14 protein-coding genes are annotated in these 15,133 nt (G+C 55.8%); 6 read left to right on the top strand and 8 right to left on the bottom strand.

The genetic code is table 11. The annotated features are described in order from the left end of the window. The first annotated feature begins 46 nt into the window (after positions 1-46). Positions 47-988, top strand: a complete 942-nt coding sequence (locus tag EI77_RS10375) for an ROK family protein (RefSeq protein WP_133795197.1) — start codon at positions 47-49, stop codon at positions 986-988. A gap of 15 nt (positions 989-1,003) precedes the next feature. On the opposite strand, the gene EI77_RS10370 is transcribed toward EI77_RS10375, so the two are convergent. Together EI77_RS10370 and hflX are read right to left on the bottom strand one after the other, a co-directional pair. Further along, the gene (locus tag EI77_RS10370; RefSeq protein WP_133795196.1) at positions 1,004-1,969 is read right to left on the bottom strand and encodes a peptidyl-alpha-hydroxyglycine alpha-amidating lyase family protein; all 966 of its coding nucleotides are present in this window, start codon (positions 1,967-1,969) and stop codon (positions 1,004-1,006) included. 44 nt (positions 1,970-2,013) lie between these two features. After that, on the bottom strand, positions 2,014-3,408 hold the full coding sequence (gene hflX / locus EI77_RS10365; protein WP_243838784.1) for a GTPase HflX: 1,395 nt from the start codon (positions 3,406-3,408) through the stop codon (positions 2,014-2,016). A gap of 27 nt (positions 3,409-3,435) precedes the next feature. Between hflX and EI77_RS10360 the strand changes: the two genes are divergently transcribed. From EI77_RS10360 to EI77_RS10350, 3 genes are all read left to right on the top strand, one after another. Continuing rightward, complete coding sequence (locus EI77_RS10360; protein ID WP_133795195.1) at positions 3,436-3,942, top strand: hypothetical protein; 507 nt, start codon at positions 3,436-3,438, stop codon at positions 3,940-3,942. 76 nt (positions 3,943-4,018) lie between these two features. Then, positions 4,019-5,014: an alpha/beta hydrolase family protein gene (locus tag EI77_RS10355; protein WP_133795194.1), complete on the top strand. Its 996-nt coding sequence runs from the start codon at positions 4,019-4,021 to the stop codon at positions 5,012-5,014. 447 nt (positions 5,015-5,461) lie between these two features. After that, positions 5,462-7,066: a hypothetical protein gene (locus EI77_RS10350; protein ID WP_133795193.1), complete on the top strand. Its 1,605-nt coding sequence runs from the start codon at positions 5,462-5,464 to the stop codon at positions 7,064-7,066. Positions 7,067-7,159: 93 nt separating this feature from the next. Here the strand turns inward: EI77_RS10350 and EI77_RS10345 are convergent, their stop codons facing one another. The 3 genes from EI77_RS10345 to EI77_RS10335 all read right to left on the bottom strand — a co-directional run bounded on the left by EI77_RS10345 (position 7,160) and on the right by EI77_RS10335 (position 10,914). Further along, positions 7,160-8,125, bottom strand: coding sequence for a hypothetical protein (locus EI77_RS10345; RefSeq protein WP_133795192.1), 966 nt, complete (start codon positions 8,123-8,125; stop codon positions 7,160-7,162). A 112-nt stretch (positions 8,126-8,237) separates the two neighbouring features. After that, entirely contained in the window at positions 8,238-9,485 is a 1,248-nt protein-coding gene (locus EI77_RS10340) for a hypothetical protein (protein ID WP_133795191.1), read from the bottom strand. 121 nt (positions 9,486-9,606) lie between these two features. After that, positions 9,607-10,914, bottom strand: a complete 1,308-nt coding sequence (locus EI77_RS10335) for an SGNH/GDSL hydrolase family protein (protein ID WP_133795190.1) — start codon at positions 10,912-10,914, stop codon at positions 9,607-9,609. 118 nt (positions 10,915-11,032) lie between these two features. On the opposite strand from EI77_RS10335, the gene EI77_RS10330 reads away from it, so the two are divergent. After that, positions 11,033-12,118, top strand: coding sequence for an OmpA family protein (locus EI77_RS10330; RefSeq protein WP_133795189.1), 1,086 nt, complete (start codon positions 11,033-11,035; stop codon positions 12,116-12,118). A 59-nt stretch (positions 12,119-12,177) separates the two neighbouring features. Continuing rightward, a complete protein-coding gene (locus EI77_RS10325) occupies positions 12,178-12,414 on the top strand; it encodes a hypothetical protein (protein WP_133795188.1) in 237 nt (78 codons plus the stop codon). 71 nt (positions 12,415-12,485) lie between these two features. On the opposite strand, the gene EI77_RS10320 is transcribed toward EI77_RS10325, so the two are convergent. Genes EI77_RS10320 through EI77_RS10310 form a run of 3 tightly spaced genes read right to left on the bottom strand, consistent with a single transcriptional unit; the run spans position 12,486 to position 15,097 of the window. Beyond that, positions 12,486-13,514 (bottom strand): MlaD family protein, encoded by a 1,029-nt coding sequence (locus tag EI77_RS10320; protein WP_133795187.1) that lies wholly within the window; start codon positions 13,512-13,514, stop codon positions 12,486-12,488. Between the two features lie 6 nt (positions 13,515-13,520). Next, positions 13,521-14,291 carry an ABC transporter ATP-binding protein gene (locus EI77_RS10315; RefSeq protein ID WP_133795186.1) on the bottom strand — a complete coding sequence of 257 codons (771 nt, stop codon included), beginning with the start codon at positions 14,289-14,291 and terminating at the stop codon, positions 13,521-13,523. Next, positions 14,291-15,097 carry an MlaE family ABC transporter permease gene (locus tag EI77_RS10310; protein WP_133795185.1) on the bottom strand — a complete coding sequence of 269 codons (807 nt, stop codon included), beginning with the start codon at positions 15,095-15,097 and terminating at the stop codon, positions 14,291-14,293. The genes EI77_RS10315 and EI77_RS10310 overlap by 1 nt, the downstream gene beginning before the upstream one ends. Between the last annotated feature and the right edge of the window lie 36 nt (positions 15,098-15,133).

Here is a 15,133-nt window from a genome sequence, read left to right as displayed (position 1 = left end):
GCCCTTGCACCCTCCTGCTGCCCGCGCATCCTCCGCGCCCCTTCTCATGTCTGAAAGTTCCATCACCTCAGTCGGCATTGATTTCGGCGGCACCTCGGTCAAACTCGGTGTCTGCCGTGGCGGTGAATTGCTCACTACCGATGCCCCCATTCCCACCGCTGACTTTGCAGGCCCTGCGGCGCTGATCACTGAGATGGCCAACCGGGTGGCCAAACTGCGCGAAACTTATCCAGACATCGCCGCCATCGGCGTAGGCGTTCCAGGACTCGTGGATTTTGACCACGGCTTCGTCCATGTGCTCACCAATGTCCCCGGTTGGAAGCACGTCCCGCTGAAAACCATCCTGGGTGAAAAAAGCGGCCTTCCCGTCACTGTCGAAAATGATGCCAATGCGATGGCCTATGCAGAATTCCGTTATGGTGCCGCTCGTGGACTGAAAAACGTGGTGGCCCTGACCATGGGCACCGGCATCGGCGGCGGCCTCATTTTAAACGGCCAGCTTTATCGCGGCAGCGGCTGTGCAGCCGGGGAGATCGGCCAGATGAGCATTGAATGCGACGGCCGTGCCGGTCATTACGGCAACTTGGGTGCCCTGGAAAAATACACCGGAAACAAGGAAATCGCCGAGCATGCCGTCCAGCGTTATGCCGAGGCCCATGTGCAAAAAACCATCGAAGAATGCACTCCAAAAAAAATCGCCGATGCCGCCAAGGCCGGTGACGACATAGCCCGCCAGATTTGGGAAGAAATCGCCGAATGGCTGGGCACCTCCCTCTCCAGCATCGCCTGGCTTCTTAACCCGGATGCCTTTGTCATCGGCGGCGGCGTGGCCCAGGCAGGCGACCTCATTTTTGATCCCCTCAAGCGCAAGGTACAGTCCATGCTCAGCACTGTTGTCTGGGAGCGTCTTCAGATCGTTCCCGCCCGCTTCAGCAATGAATCCGGCATCATCGGCAATGCAGCTCTGGCTGCCGACCAAATCGCCTGAGCCACAGACTCTGCCTCACTTCTTGAGGACAAACTTCTGCACTCGAGCTCCCGTTCCTTCAGCCGTGTAAACGGCCCCATCCGGCCCGATGGCAATGTCATGCCCCATCTGAAACTGCCCTGGCGCACTGCCAAAGCTGCCGAAGGTATCCCGGACCTGCCCACTTGCATCCAATTGTACCGCTTTACCTCGGGAAGCAGATTTTAACGAAGGAATGCCGCCATCCATGATGAAAACGTCATCCTCGGGACTCACGGCCACCCCGTAGGGTTTTCCAACGTGTTCCCCTTCCCACACCTGGAGGAAGTTGCCTCGCGCATCGAAAACTTGGAGGCGGTGGTTTTCACGGTCACAGACATACACCCGGCCTTTGGAATCCACCGCCAGCCCATGCGGCAAATTGAATTGGCCATCGCCCTTCCCCTTGGCGCCCCATTCAAATTCGAACTGGCCATCCGCACTGAATTTCATCACCCGGGTGTTTTTGTAGCCATCGCTGACATAGAAGGACCTATCAGAAAGGACAGCCACATCCGTGGGCAGATTGAAATGAGTCTGATCATTCCCAGGCACACCCGCTTGGCCCAGCGTCAGCAGTACCTGCCCTTCAGCCGTGCATTTGAATACCTGATGCAGCCCCACATCTGTCAGCCAGACATGCCCCTCCTGATCCACCGTAAGCCCATGCGGCATGATGAACCGGCCTGCGCCCCAGCTTTGCAAAAGCTTGCCGGAACTGCCATCAATCACGCTGATCGTAGGTTGAGAAATAGGTTCTTTCGGAAAGGGATTCGACCACTTCCTGCCGCTGCGATGAAACACAAAAACGCGATTTTGCGCATCCACATCCACCCCCGCGCAGAGGCCTAGCTGATGATCCGCAGGCAACTGCGGCCAGCCGGTCACCACTTCGTGATGCGCCTCCACAGCGAACACTGGCAGGCAGGCGAGAAAACAATAGATTGTTAGACGCCAGCACATACTTCAGGGGTGAGAAATATCACGGTCAGACTCGCTCCGCTTTTTTATTTGGCAGCAGCAGCAGCTTCAGCACGGGCTGATTTCTTCTTCACCGGACGCACGAAGGAGGTGAATTTGGACTCGAAGCGCTTCGGCACCACACATTGAATGTCGGCCACGCCACGCTCGTAATCTTCGGACAGCACCTTGCCCTCTTGATGCGCCAGGGCCACCAGATCCATGCGGTCCAGGGGAATACACAGGTCCAGGCGCACCACCCGGTCGATGAGCATATCGTGGATGCGGTGAAACAAATCGTCCATTCCTTGGCCGGTCTTGACGGAAATGAAGACACCTTCAGGGAACTGACGTCGGAGCTCGGTCTGACGCACATCATCCGTTAGGTCCACCTTGTTCAGGGCCAGGAGCACACGCTTGTCCCCGGCACCCAGTTCTGCCAGCACCTCAGTCGTGGTTTGATAAAAGTTGTAGGCATGGGGGGAGCTCGCGTCCACCACGTGAATTAGGAAATCCGCCAGCACGGCTTCTTCCAATGTCGCCCGGAAACTTTGCACCAAGTCATGCGGAAGATTACGGACAAAACCGACCGTATCAGTCACGAGCATGGCTTGGCCATCCGGCAGATCCATCCGGCGCGTGGTCGTATCCAGGGTCGCGAAGAGCTTGTTCTCCACATAAGCATCCGCATCCGTCAGCTTATTCAGCAGAGAGGACTTCCCTGCATTGGTATAACCAACAATAGCGGCATGGGGCACCGGGACGCGGCTACGTTCCTTGCGCATCGTATCCCGCTGCTTTTTCACTTCCTCCAGCTCAGCCTTTACCCGGTCCAGCTTTTTATAAGCCATGCGCCGGTCCACTTCCAGCTGGGTTTCCCCTTCACCACGAGCCGCCCCTGCACCACCGACACCACCGCCAGCACCACCGCCCTGACGGTCAAGGTGAGCCCACATGCGCGTCAGACGTGGGATGGAATATTCCATGCGCGCCAGCTCCACCTGGAGGCGGGCCTCCCGCGTCTTGGCGCGCATGTTGAAGATGTCCAGAATGACCTCATGCCGATCAATGACGCATAGGCCGGATTCGCTTTCCCAGGCACGCTGCTGGCCAGGGGAAAATTCATTGTCGAAGACGATGCACTCAGCACCTGCCTCCTTCGCCGCATCCATCAGCTCCTTCGCCTTGCCTTTACCGATGAGGTGCCGGGCCGTATGTTCACGGGCATACACAAGCTCGGACCCGACGACTTCGATCCCCAAAGTCTCGACGAGTTCATTGAGCTCTTCGAGCAAATCAGTAGCCTCCTGAGCCTTACGGCGGTCAAAATAAGCACCCACAAGGAAGGCACGATCCACATGCTGAGGCTTTTCACGAATATCGAACATCATCAAAGTATAGCGAGGGAGAAACGCTTGCCAAGCACCGCCAGTTGCTCTCATGCGTATTCCGTGGCACAGACCGCCTCCATGATCCGCCGCCTTTTCACCTGCCTCTGCCTTGCCACTCTCGCCGCCTGCGGGCCCGTAGATCGTGAAGGCATCCGGCTGGACAGTTATGAAACCGATGCCACCGAGGCCCTGGTGCGCGAGATCATCCGGACACTCCCGGACCCCAATCCAGGCGTGCCGAAAAGCTATTCCATCTCCCTGGGGGAGATCGTCCCCAACCGTGACTATACCCCAGCCACCGTCCCGTTTCTCAGGCGTTTCGATGATCTCAACCTGCGCATGATCAGCGCCAGTGTGCTCACCACAGCCCAGCCGGATAACCTCATCGTGGACCCAGAACGAGGTATCGCCGTTTACGTGATTCAAATCCGCCTGATGAAAACCACCGGCCCGGCCTCCTGGGAATACGAGGCAGGCTGGTCCTATAAAAAACACTTCCAGCGCAAAACATGGGAAGTCATCCAGGAAGATGAAAAGTATAAGGTTACGGACAAAGGCGTGCGGGATGGCAACTGGCAGCCCTAAAGGCAGGTGCGGCAAAAGGCTTTAGCGGGAAGAAACACGGCCTCCGTGCCGTTTTTACCCGCCTATACCTTCCACCATGCGCCCAACCTACCTGACCCTCTGCGCTCTTTGCGCCCTCAGCGGAGCCCTCATCGCTGCCGATACTCCCGTTAAAACCAAAGCCCCCGCGAAACCGAAAACCGCAGCCAAGCCCGCTCCCAAGCTGCCGACGCCCACCCAGGCCAATGTCCCCTACGGCACCCACGAGCGCCAGGTGATGGACTTCTGGAAAGTGGAATCAGCCAAGCCCACCCCCCTGCTTTTCTTCATCCATGGCGGCGGCTGGATGGGCGGAGATAAAAACCGCCTCGCTTCCCTTGAAAAATATCTGGAAGCCGGGATCTCCGTCGTCTCCATCAATTACCGCTACGTGTCCCAGGCCCACGCCGCAGGCATCAAGCCTCCCGTCAAAGCCCCCCTGGAAGATGCCGCCCGTGCACTGCAATTTGTGCGCAGCAAAGCAACGGAGTGGAACATCGACAAAGAGCGCATCGGTGCTGCTGGCGGCTCCGCCGGAGCCTGCTCCAGCCTCTGGCTCGCCTTTCACGATGACCTGGCAGATCCGAAAAGCAGCGATCCGATCTCTCAGGAGTCCACCCGCCTCTGGTGTGCCGCCGTCAGTGGCGCACAGACCACCCTGGACCCTCAGCAGATGAAAGAATGGACCCCTAACAGCTCCTATGGCGGTCACGCCTTCGGTTTCATCACCACCGACCCCAAAAAGCGCGGCCAGCAGTTCAGCGAATTCCTCGCCGGGCGGGAAGGCATCCTTCCCTGGATCCAGGAATACTCCCCCTATGCCAACGTCACCAGTGACGATTGCCCCATTTACCTCATCTACAGCGCCCCCCCAGCCCTGGGCCAGATTCAGAAAGACCCCACCCACAGTGCCAACTTCGGCGTAAAACTTGAAGAGAAACTCAAAAGCGTCGGCGTTCCTTGCGAACTCGTCTATCCCGGTGCCCCTGATGTGAAACATTCCCAGGCTTACGAATACCTCATCGCCAAGCTCAAAGCACCCACAGCCAAGTAAGCTATAGAGCATCTGAACTTAAGGCGGCTAGATACCGCTAATGTAAGCAACCAGCCTTCAAGCTCACCCCAAAAAACTCAACGCCGCTACGGCCCGTCTTGAGCAAGTAACCTTCAGCCTTGGATCTTCGCCCTCGCCCAATTCCCGCGGAATCATATCAGTGGTTTAGTCGGGAGGGCGGACAAGCGGAGGAGGCAGAAAATTCGGGTGAATAGGTTAAGAAAATTAGCCTACTTTCCCTTTGCACCTCTGTGTGGTTAACCCAAGCTTTCGGGGGCATATCCATCAGCGTATTTGAGGAACTCGTCCCAGAGTCCCCCAACAAATACGAGGGATCTTGGCGTGGCCCATAATCTGGTTTACACACTAAATGCTCTGGGAGTCTAGATGAAAATGTGTGCATAAATTTAGATCGACCCCCGAAGATCCGTGCTTAATATGGAACTAATGAAACGTCTTATCGTGATCTTTTCGTTTGTTGCATTCACAGCCATAGCCGCAGAACCAGCGGTATTATTAGAGTCGTTGCGAAACGAGATTATTGCGGTGATCAAAACCGCTCGAGAAAGCAAAAATCAGACGGACCGAGTGAAGGCACTTCAAGCTGAAACCTTGCTCAGTTCATTCAGCTTCGATGATTTGCTATCTGAGAGGGAGTACATTATCATCTCGCGAATCGAGAAAATACGTGCCGTGCCACTTTCTGAAAAGATCGATGGGATGTGCATTGAACTCATTGCTGAAATCAAAGCGCGCACGGCCCGAAAAAATGAAGAGTGGCTGGCAAACTACGACAGCACTTTGCTAGCCTCTTTACAAGATGCATTCACTGCGACTACCGCCAGGGAACTGGATGCCTCCATAAGCACCTTGGAAAAGATGCAGAAGGATATTGTCAAAAAACGCAGTACGGAGGATTTGCCATCTGGATACAATCAGGAAGCATTACAAACCCTTGTTTTATTACTGACATCGATCCAAGATATCATGCTTGAAAAGGAGAATCCATTGGTTAAACGCCAAGGCGAGTTTGCTGACCGCTTTCAATATTCGACCATCAACACCTATAGCAAAAGTCTCAACTCTATAATCCCACGCTCAGAGTTTATTGAAAAACTTAACAGGCAGCTGATACGCATTTCACCAGAATCGCGAAGCAAACCCCTGACAACTATAGAGTTTGAGGAGCATGTGAAACCATGGATTTTGGCAATCAAAAGCCTGGATGATCTCTCTGAGGTAACAAAAAAGGCCGAGGATTTGAGCAAGCAGCAGCAAGATGGTAATTTCTCAGGCAACTACCCCCTGGCAACTCAGTTACGCAACTACCAGATGGTGTATGAAAATTTTAAAAGGGGTTCGGTGATAACTTCGCGCTTTAATTACAGCGAGTACAATTCTGCCAGTTCCGAAACCCTCTTTGCCGTCAAGGACATGCTTACGAGATACGCGATAGCCCGCCTGCTCAATGTTCCAGAAAGCCCGTCAAATAAAGACAATGAAAGCGTTAGCACTTTTTTACAGAGAGTGTTGAAAGAGGCCATTGCGACAGAGGACTGGCCGTTGCTGGCCCGTTTGCTTGAAATCCTTCAAACCATGCAAATCCACACGGCCATCAGCAGTTCCGATCAAGCGGTATTCAAACAATTTTTGGGCGCTATCAATCTGGAAAAGGCTCAACAGCATGCCGATGCAGTGGCGGTTTATATAACCGTTCTCAGGAGCGGTTCACAACTTATCCCCACAACCAAAATTGCAGAATCCCTGGCTGCCATAAAAAGAGACTATCCCGAGGAGTATAAGGCAGGGCTATCATCTGCATATTCTTACTCCCCAAGACGCGAAGCCGGCATTTATTCCGATATTTCTCCCATCCTTCAGCAGCAGTCTGGATCCAAATCGTCTGCGTCACCTTTACTGACGGACAAAAGTGCATCCAAGACATCTCCAAAGACTGAGATATCAAAGGGTGAGGCGGAAGCGAAGCCTGTCACCAAAGAACTATCTCCGAAAGATTTAGAAAAAAAACCAGCAGGTCCAGCCAAAAAATGACGGTGCACTACCTCTCGCTTAATCAACAAAGGAGTTTGCCTGAACAATCGAAGAAGTTACGAAGGATCGTGGCTCAGCTGAACATTTGATGCCTCAACGTATTTTTTGAAATTCGTTCCAGGCTTCCCAGGAGATGCGTTGGAGGTCGGCGCGGTCTTTATCTGAAAAGGTGCGGGTGAGGGGGAGGCCGTCGCGATCTTTGGTTTTATCGGCGGGTTTGCCTTCGAATGTGCGGATGTCGGTGATGGAGTCGATGGGGAGGCCGACGGGGCTTTTTTCGAAGATGGCGGCGTATAGGGTGCAGGCGGTGAGGTAGGCGAGGTTTTGGTTGAGGTGGGCGTCGTTGATGAAGCGGTGGGTGATGTCTGGGCGCTGCTCCTGGCAGCGCTGGACGACGAGGGCCATGGGGGCGACGGAGGCTGCGATGCGGTTGGCGAGGGCGGCGATGGCGCGCTCTTTGGCTAGAACAGGGGCAGGATCGGGTGCTGTGGTGAGGGGTTTTTCGTTCTGGGTGGTGGGGGTAGTTTCGTAGAGCACCACGCGGGCACCCTGGGCTTTGGCCAGGGCGGCGAATTTGGGAGCGTATTCGGCGTAGAGGGTGGGATCTCCGGTGAGGTCATCGCGATAGGACTGGAGGACGATGATGTCCCATGGCTGGCGGTTGGATTCCATGTTAGGCAGCAAGCTACGATGGCGGGCGAGGGCGCTTTTGGCGTATTTGTCCTTGGGATCGGCGGCGGCTTTTTCCAGGGCGGCGATGGTAGCTTCGGCCTCGGCCTTGGTGAGGGTGGACTGGCTGACGATGTTTTGGGTGCCTAACTGCCAGTGGTCTTTTAAGGTGCGGCCGCCATAGATGACGTCGGTGCGGTTGAAGGTGAGGCCTGGGTTTCCGGCCTCGGCCATGGCTTTGACGACGGTGGAGAGATTGTGCCGGGCGGTGTAGCTGTTGCCGATGAAGAGGACGTTGAGCGTCTTTTTTTCATCCTGCGCGCGGGTGGCGGTGGGAAGGGTAAGCAGGGCGAGAGCGGCGAGGCTGAGCCAGTGAGAGATGCGGGTCATGGTGATGGGATAGGTGCGAGCGTGGAACGACGGTACGAGGCGAGGTCTGTCAGGGAATGAGAGTGAGCCACGACCAGGGACTCCGCCGAGGAGGTGGGTGGCAACTGCCAGTTCACTCTCCTTTCAGGATGGGCCAACCGCCGACGTCGGCTTGGGAACGGAGGGTGATTCCAAACTTTTTGTTACGCACTTCTGTGACGATACGCTGGTCCACAGAATCGCGAGCATGGGAGCATCCAGCGTGATCAAGGACTTCTTTGAGGACGGCATCGGGGGCCAGTGGCTTGATGGGTATGGGTGAGGTGAAGAGAGTTTTGGTGGATAGCTGCTGGCGGGCGCTTTCCATCTTCTCTTCACGGCCCTTGGTATCGCTCAGTTTCACATGCCGGGCATCATCCACAAAGGCTTTCACGCCAGGGTGGACATCGTGCTTCATGACGGCCTCAATGGCGGGGCGTTTAGGATCGCCCAGGTAAACATTGCCGATGAACTGAAAGGCGTAGTTTTTGCCCTCGGTTTCATCGCGATGGTCTTCGACACCGGTGGTGTAGCGGGAGCCGGATTTTTGATAGTCAAACATGACGTTATTCACGGCTTCCATCTGGACATCGTACGTATCTTCACGGCGCATGTCGTTGGCCTCGAACTGGGGGCCACGCATCACGTAATGAGCGAAGAGGCAATGGTAAACGCTGAGGGTATTGGCGCTGGAATTGAAACAGAAGGCGTGGTTGTCCCCGTAGGGATGGAGGGCGGGATTCGTCAGTGGTTCAGCCAGCAGGCACCACTGGACGGTGATGCCCTGGCAATGCACGACGCTAAAGAGCTCGTCGCAGCACCAGGAGGTGGAGACGTGATCCACAATGACATCGCGACAGCGGGTGAGGGAGATGCAATCGAGGCCGCTGGAGTTTTTGGGACGTTTGACGCCTTGTTCTTTGTTGCGGCGCTGGGTGGTTTCATCACCGAGGCGCACACGAAAGTAACGAAGGATGATGTCATGCGTGTCTTCGAAATCCAGGGTGCCGCCACGGATACAGATGCCCTGCCCGGGGGCATCCTGACCATTCATGGTGAGGAAGGGTTCCTTCACCTCCAGGGTATCGTGCAGGAGAATGGTGCCGCCGACGCGGAATTTGATAATGCGGGGGCCTTTTTGTGTGAGGGCCCAGCGCAGCATGCCGGGCTGGGGGGATTTTACATCGTCGTCCAAGCGAGTGACTTCGAGGATATGGCCGCCTTTGCCACCTTGAGCATAGGCACCAAATCCTGTGGCCCCATCAAAGGCGAGTTCCCTGGCGGTGACTGTGCCGCAGAGCAGGCTGAAGGCAGCGATGAAGGACAATAAAGGATGAGACATGGGGAGGGTAAACGCAGCGCGATTTTACACCTAACACCAAAAAATCGGAAACCTTGATGCCAGGAACAGGGTACCTAAAATTAACCAACCCTCCCCGGTTCATTTTTCCAAGGCTGTAGATTCAATGCTCCACTTTTACCCGGAGAAAGCTCCGGTCAATGAGAGGTAAGCGCACGGTACTAGAGCCGTCAGCATTGGCAGATATCTGCTCCGTAGTCACGTCTGACCAGATGCGCAAGTTGGTTGAATGTTGCAGCTTTGCGGGAGCCCATTCCATGGCGAGGGGGTTGAGGCGATAGGTCCAGGTGAGAGATTTAACCGGCCCTGCGGTTTCCACAGAAGGCTGGAAGAGGCCTGGTGAGGCGACAGCTGGCGATGAGCCATCGATATAAAATTCAGCTTCGTTGGTTAGGCCGTCGCCATCGGGGTCATCCTGAAGTCCAGTTTGCCCACTGGGGAGACCAAAGGCGGCGATCCATTCCTGGAAAGGGAGGTTGGGGTTCAGATCGAGAACATCGGAAAGGATTTCTGAATCGGTCAGGGGTGGAATCTGGACGGAAGGGTACTTGGTGAGGAAGGCTTCGACGACTATTTGAGCGATCTTGGCATGGGCACTGGTGGCGGGGTGGAAACCATCTCCAGAAAAGACGTAGCGGGCACGGGAATCGGGGTCGGCCTCTTTATAAAATTCGATGCCGCGAATGCGGAAGGGCGAGCTGATGAGGTCCTTGGTGAGCTGGTATACGCCGGGCGCAAAACCGATGCCCTTGCTCTGCGCGAACATGGCCAATTGGGCATTCAGGCTATCGAGAGCGGAAGTGACGCGCGCGGTTTTGATGGGGTCCGTAGGATACTGGCGCTGGATGTCTGGAGTACAGCCGAGATGCGGCACGGAGACGAGCACAATAGGCAGGGAGGACTTCACATCGCGCACGTAATTGACGATGGCCTTCAGGTTGCTGACGGTACCATTGATGTAGGAAGTGGCGCTGCTGCCGTTGTAGATGGGGCCGTAGTATTCATCCACGTCATTGCCACCGGCAAAGATGACGACGCGCTCGGCGGAATCCTTCAGCTGGTCATCCAGTTCTGTGGACCAGGGGAAGAGATCGTAAAGGCGGAGCTGGGCGGCGATCTCGGTTGTTTTAGCACCCGGAAAAGCCCAGTTGTGCTCATGCCCAGTCAGGCGTGGATCCGGAGGATAGTAGGTGGAGAAACGACCGATATCAAACCAGGCATGGCGGTGCTCATCGAGGATTTCGATCCAGTTGCGAGCAGACCAGGAAGCAGGATTTTGAGGGAACAGCAGGGGAAATTCCACCTGATATTCCTTGGTAAGGCTGTCCCCCAGGACCACGCACTGCGCTCCCCGCAGGGGCAGGCAGAGCAGGCCCAGCAGCAGGAGCAGCGGACGAAAAAAGGGGGGCATTGAGTTATCTGACGTCTCAGAGGGTCAAAGAGTTCACATCGGCCTTCATTTTGCTGTGATTAGTGATCCGAGATTGAATTTTCCTGAACGCTGAAAGCGTGTTACTGTCTCCCGCCCCATGGCTAACGTCCCTCAATCCTCCACCTGGAGCAGCACACCCCGCTCCTCATTCCGGTCCCGTGAGGACTGGAGCCTGAAGTGGTGGACCATGTTTGCCCTGATTCTGTCTTTCTTACTGCACGGGTTCCTTTACGTCAGTTTTGACAAAATCAGCCGCTTGATGGGGCACAGCGTTCCGCAGGGAAAGGTGGCCGAAAAGGTGCCTGAGCGGATGAAAATTGACCCTAAACTGCTGCAGGAGCAAAAGGCCATCCAGGAGATCCCGGAGATACTCGCCCCTGGGGATCAGCCGGACATCAAGTCCTTTGAGCCGGATCTGGACAACTTCGACAAGGCGCAAATGATCCCAGAGAACCAGGAGATCGACCTGACACCGAATGTGAAGGAGGTGACCAATTTCATCCGCGCCAATGAGATGGGCGATGACCGGACTCCCGGTGGCAAAATGCCCGAAATGGCGGCACTGCTGGCACCGCAGGCCATCGCCACGCCGGATCTGGCTGAGGAGATGTCCCGCATGCGGCGTGACGTGCTGTCCCGGCCAGTTTCTGAAAAACAGATGCTACTGGATTCAGGCGGGCTGGACCCTGCGGACAGCGGCAAGGTTGACATGAATCTGCTGGATCAGGTGAAGGCGCAGGGTGACGGTGATGGTGCCGGAAAGCGGGTGAAGGGCTTCAGCAATCTGGATGATCTGCTGGGCGGTGGCGGCAGCATGGGTGGCAGTACGGCTCCCATCCTGATGCCGACTGATCTGCTCTTCGAATACGGCAGCGACCAACTGGCTGAAGGGGCCCGACTGAGCCTGATGAAGCTGGGTTTCCTGATCCAGAAGAATCCAAACTCCCTTTTCATCATCGAAGGCCATACAGACAGCTTCGGCGGGGATGACTTCAACCTTCAGCTAAGCCTGCGCCGGGCCAATGCCGTGGTGGCATGGCTGCAAAATTCACTCCGGCTGGGGACGGACCGCATCCAGGCGGCTGGCATGGGCAAAAGCAAACCCCTGGTCAGCACGGCGGGAAGTGTGGAAGAACAAGGCCTAAACCGCCGGGTGGAAATCAAGGTCCGTCAGCGAAATTAAAAATCATGAGGCACGAACGTTGCGCTTTCACCCGCAGCGACGTAGATGATAACACACCCATGAGCGCCCCCGACGAGTCCAAAGATCAACGGCTGAAACAGGCTGAGAAGATCAGCAACCACCCTGAGCAGTATAAAGTCTGCGAAGGTTGCGGCTCCATCGTGGTCACCCGCGCGGTAACATGCCCAAGCTGCCATGCCTATAAATTTGATGCCACGGCGATCCGTGTAGTAGCACAAGCCAAGGACCTGGCGATGCGCACCGCGCATTCGGTGCTGAGCTCAGATTTGACGTGAGGATGGCAGAATGCCTTCAGTCCGTGGAATGGAACCTTACCGGCTGAAGCCGGGACTACAGAGCGCGGAAGCTAGCGGCGGAAGGGTGACTGAGGGGGAGCCTCTTCGCGGACGCGTTCTTTATCTGCGCTGTTGCGGTAAAAGATGACGCCGTTGCGCTTCAGGTTGGAGATGAGGTCTTTAAATTCGTTTTTCAGTTCCGGATCATTCATCAGGGCACCGAGGAGACCTTTACCGGAGGTGATATTGCGGGCGGCGACAGAGAAGCTGTCTGCGGCGGTCTTGATGGATTTCAGGGATTCATCTGCCGTGGCCATGGCTTTGTCTGCTTTGGCGATGACGGGGTCCAGTTTCTCGATCATGGGGCCGAGCTTCTCCGTGGTGGTCTCGACATTTTTGGCGGAGGTCTTGAAGCTGGCAGCGGCCTCCTTGATATCAGCGATGGCAGTTTTGAGATTGGCGGCATTTTCATCCCCCAGCACGTTTTCATCCACCCGGGTCATGGTCTTGTTCAGGTGCTGCATGCTCTCCTTGAAGTCGGTGATGGTGGTGTCTGAGAGGGCACCTTTGTTCACCTTTTCCATGGCTGCTTTCACATCCACCAGGGCCGTGCGGACATCGTCGAGGACGAGGTCCACTTTTTTGGCCACGACTTCGGCCTGACCCTGGAGATCTGACAGGCCGCCGGATTTCGAGCCTTCAATCACCACACTGTAATCATGCGGCAGGAATTCATTGGAAAGGAGGCCACTGGGTTTGATCTCCACCAGAGCATCTCCCATGAGACCTTTGGAGCCGATGCCGAAGGTGGCATCCAGGGGGATGTCCACACTGTCGAAGATCTCCAGGGTCATGACCACACCGGAGAAGGTTTCGTTAAGTTCCGGGTGTTTGATGACCTTTCCCACCTTAGATCCACCGAGGAAAACGGGAGATCCTTCCTTGATGCCGGAGGCGTTTGGGAAGGCTACCTTCAGATGATAAGTGTCACGGAAAAGGGTGCGCAGGCTGCCAAATTCCAGGATGATGCCCCCCAGCATCAACAGGCCGATGAAAAGGAAAAGGCCGACCAGGATTTCTGTTTTACGATCTTTGTTCATACAGGTCTATGCACGCAGGCCAGAGTGGCCGCCGATGAAATTTTGAATGTCAGGATTGGGAGACTGGCGAAGTTCGTCCGGAGTGCCCAGGAATGAAATGACGCCATTTTTCAGCATGGCCACACGGTCGGCGATCTTGAAGACGCTGCTCATGTCATGCGTGATGACGATGCTAGTCACGCGGAAGCGTTTTTGGAGGCGGATGATCATCTGGTCGATGACGTCGGTGACGATGGGGTCCAGGCCGGCGGTGGGTTCATCATAGAGCACACACTCAGGCCGACAGATGATGGCGCGGGCGATGCCGACACGCTTGCGCATGCCGCCGGAGAGATTGATGGGCATCTTGTTTTTGTGCTCGACCAGTTCAACGAGTTCGAGGGCCTCATGCACTTGCTGGTCGATGTCGCTACGGTCTGTGACGCCGGCTTCTTTGAGGGGGAAGGCCACGTTTTCCGCGACGGTGAGGCTGTCAAAAAGGGCGGCGTTTTGGAAAAGGTATCCCATGCGACGGCGGAATTTCACCAGCTTGCGTTCATTGAGGCTGCAAAGGTCCACCCCGTCCAGTTCCACGCGCCCCTCGTCAGGATGAAGAAGACCGATGATGTGCTTCAGCAGTACGCTTTTGCCCTCACCGCTGGGGCCAATGAGGACGAGCGTTTCCCCATGCTTGATGGTCAGATCCACGCCCTGAAGGGTCTTCTGGGTACCAAAGGTCTTCCTCAGCCCCGTGATGCGGATGAAGGGGACTTCAGGTGTGGCAGCAGTCTCTTTCATCACAAGGCAGTCCCCAGGGGGAAGAAGTAATTGAGGAACATGGTGAGGAAAAAATTGGCTACGAGCAGGGCCAGGGAGGAATAAACCACGGCACGGGTCGTGCCCAGGCCGACGCCGACCGCGCCATTGGAGGCGATGAGTCCCTGGTGACATGAGATAACGACGATGAGGATGCCAAAGACGAAACCTTTGATCATGCCAAAGCTGAGGTCTTCCAGGTTGGTATGGTCACGCACATGTTCCCAAAACCAAGCAAAGGGGATCTCAAAAACACAGGTGGCCACAAGAACTGAGGCGACGAGACCTAAAACGATGCACTCTGCAATGAGCAGAGGCATGGAGATGACCATGGCTAGAAACCGTGGCAGGACGAGGTAATCCACCGGATGCGCGCCCATGACACGCAGCGCGTCGATCTGCTCGCTGACCTTGAGCGTACCAATCTCCGCCGCCATAGAGGCTCCCACACGGCCTGTGACCATGAGGCCGGCCAGCACAGGACCAAGTTCCCGGCAGAGAGAGACGCTGACTATGCCACCCACCGTGGACTCGATGCCGAAATCCTTGAATTTGAAATAAGACTGGGCGGTAAAAACAGCCCCGGTAAAGGCCCCGGTCACCAGCACCACCGCCTGGGAACCGTAGCCGATCATGACCATCTGCTCTGCCATCAAGCGCAGGCGCAGGGTGCCTTTCGTCAATGACTCCCACAATTCTCCCATCAGCGCCCCCAACTGTCCCAAGTAGCCCAGGTAGTTTAAAAAAGCGCGTCCAGGTAGAGCCAGGAATCCAAGCAGTACATCCATCAGGCCTCCATGATGGCACGGTGTGAGATAAAGGCA

The organism is Prosthecobacter fusiformis (genome assembly GCF_004364345.1).
Classification (GTDB): domain Bacteria; phylum Verrucomicrobiota; class Verrucomicrobiia; order Verrucomicrobiales; family Verrucomicrobiaceae; genus Prosthecobacter; species Prosthecobacter fusiformis.
The sequence above is the reverse complement of the archived record's forward strand: the minus strand, read 5'-3'. Positions and strand labels throughout refer to the sequence as shown.

Excerpts from the sequence above, each read along its gene's own strand:
- EI77_RS10375 (WP_133795197.1), top strand. The coding sequence starts at position 47 with ATGTCTGAAAGTTCCATCACCTCAGTCGGCATTGATTTCGGCGGCACC.
- EI77_RS10370 (WP_133795196.1), bottom strand. The coding sequence starts at position 1,969 with ATGTGCTGGCGTCTAACAATCTATTGTTTTCTCGCCTGCCTGCCAGTG.
- hflX (WP_243838784.1), bottom strand. The coding sequence starts at position 3,408 with ATGAGAGCAACTGGCGGTGCTTGGCAAGCGTTTCTCCCTCGCTATACT.
- EI77_RS10360 (WP_133795195.1), top strand. The coding sequence starts at position 3,436 with ATGATCCGCCGCCTTTTCACCTGCCTCTGCCTTGCCACTCTCGCCGCC.
- EI77_RS10355 (WP_133795194.1), top strand. The coding sequence starts at position 4,019 with ATGCGCCCAACCTACCTGACCCTCTGCGCTCTTTGCGCCCTCAGCGGA.
- EI77_RS10350 (WP_133795193.1), top strand. The coding sequence starts at position 5,462 with ATGAAACGTCTTATCGTGATCTTTTCGTTTGTTGCATTCACAGCCATA.
- EI77_RS10345 (WP_133795192.1), bottom strand. The coding sequence starts at position 8,125 with ATGACCCGCATCTCTCACTGGCTCAGCCTCGCCGCTCTCGCCCTGCTT.
- EI77_RS10340 (WP_133795191.1), bottom strand. The coding sequence starts at position 9,485 with ATGTCTCATCCTTTATTGTCCTTCATCGCTGCCTTCAGCCTGCTCTGC.
- EI77_RS10335 (WP_133795190.1), bottom strand. The coding sequence starts at position 10,914 with ATGCCCCCCTTTTTTCGTCCGCTGCTCCTGCTGCTGGGCCTGCTCTGC.
- EI77_RS10330 (WP_133795189.1), top strand. The coding sequence starts at position 11,033 with ATGGCTAACGTCCCTCAATCCTCCACCTGGAGCAGCACACCCCGCTCC.
- EI77_RS10325 (WP_133795188.1), top strand. The coding sequence starts at position 12,178 with ATGAGCGCCCCCGACGAGTCCAAAGATCAACGGCTGAAACAGGCTGAG.
- EI77_RS10320 (WP_133795187.1), bottom strand. The coding sequence starts at position 13,514 with ATGAACAAAGATCGTAAAACAGAAATCCTGGTCGGCCTTTTCCTTTTC.
- EI77_RS10315 (WP_133795186.1), bottom strand. The coding sequence starts at position 14,291 with ATGAAAGAGACTGCTGCCACACCTGAAGTCCCCTTCATCCGCATCACG.
- EI77_RS10310 (WP_133795185.1), bottom strand. The coding sequence starts at position 15,097 with ATGGATGTACTGCTTGGATTCCTGGCTCTACCTGGACGCGCTTTTTTA.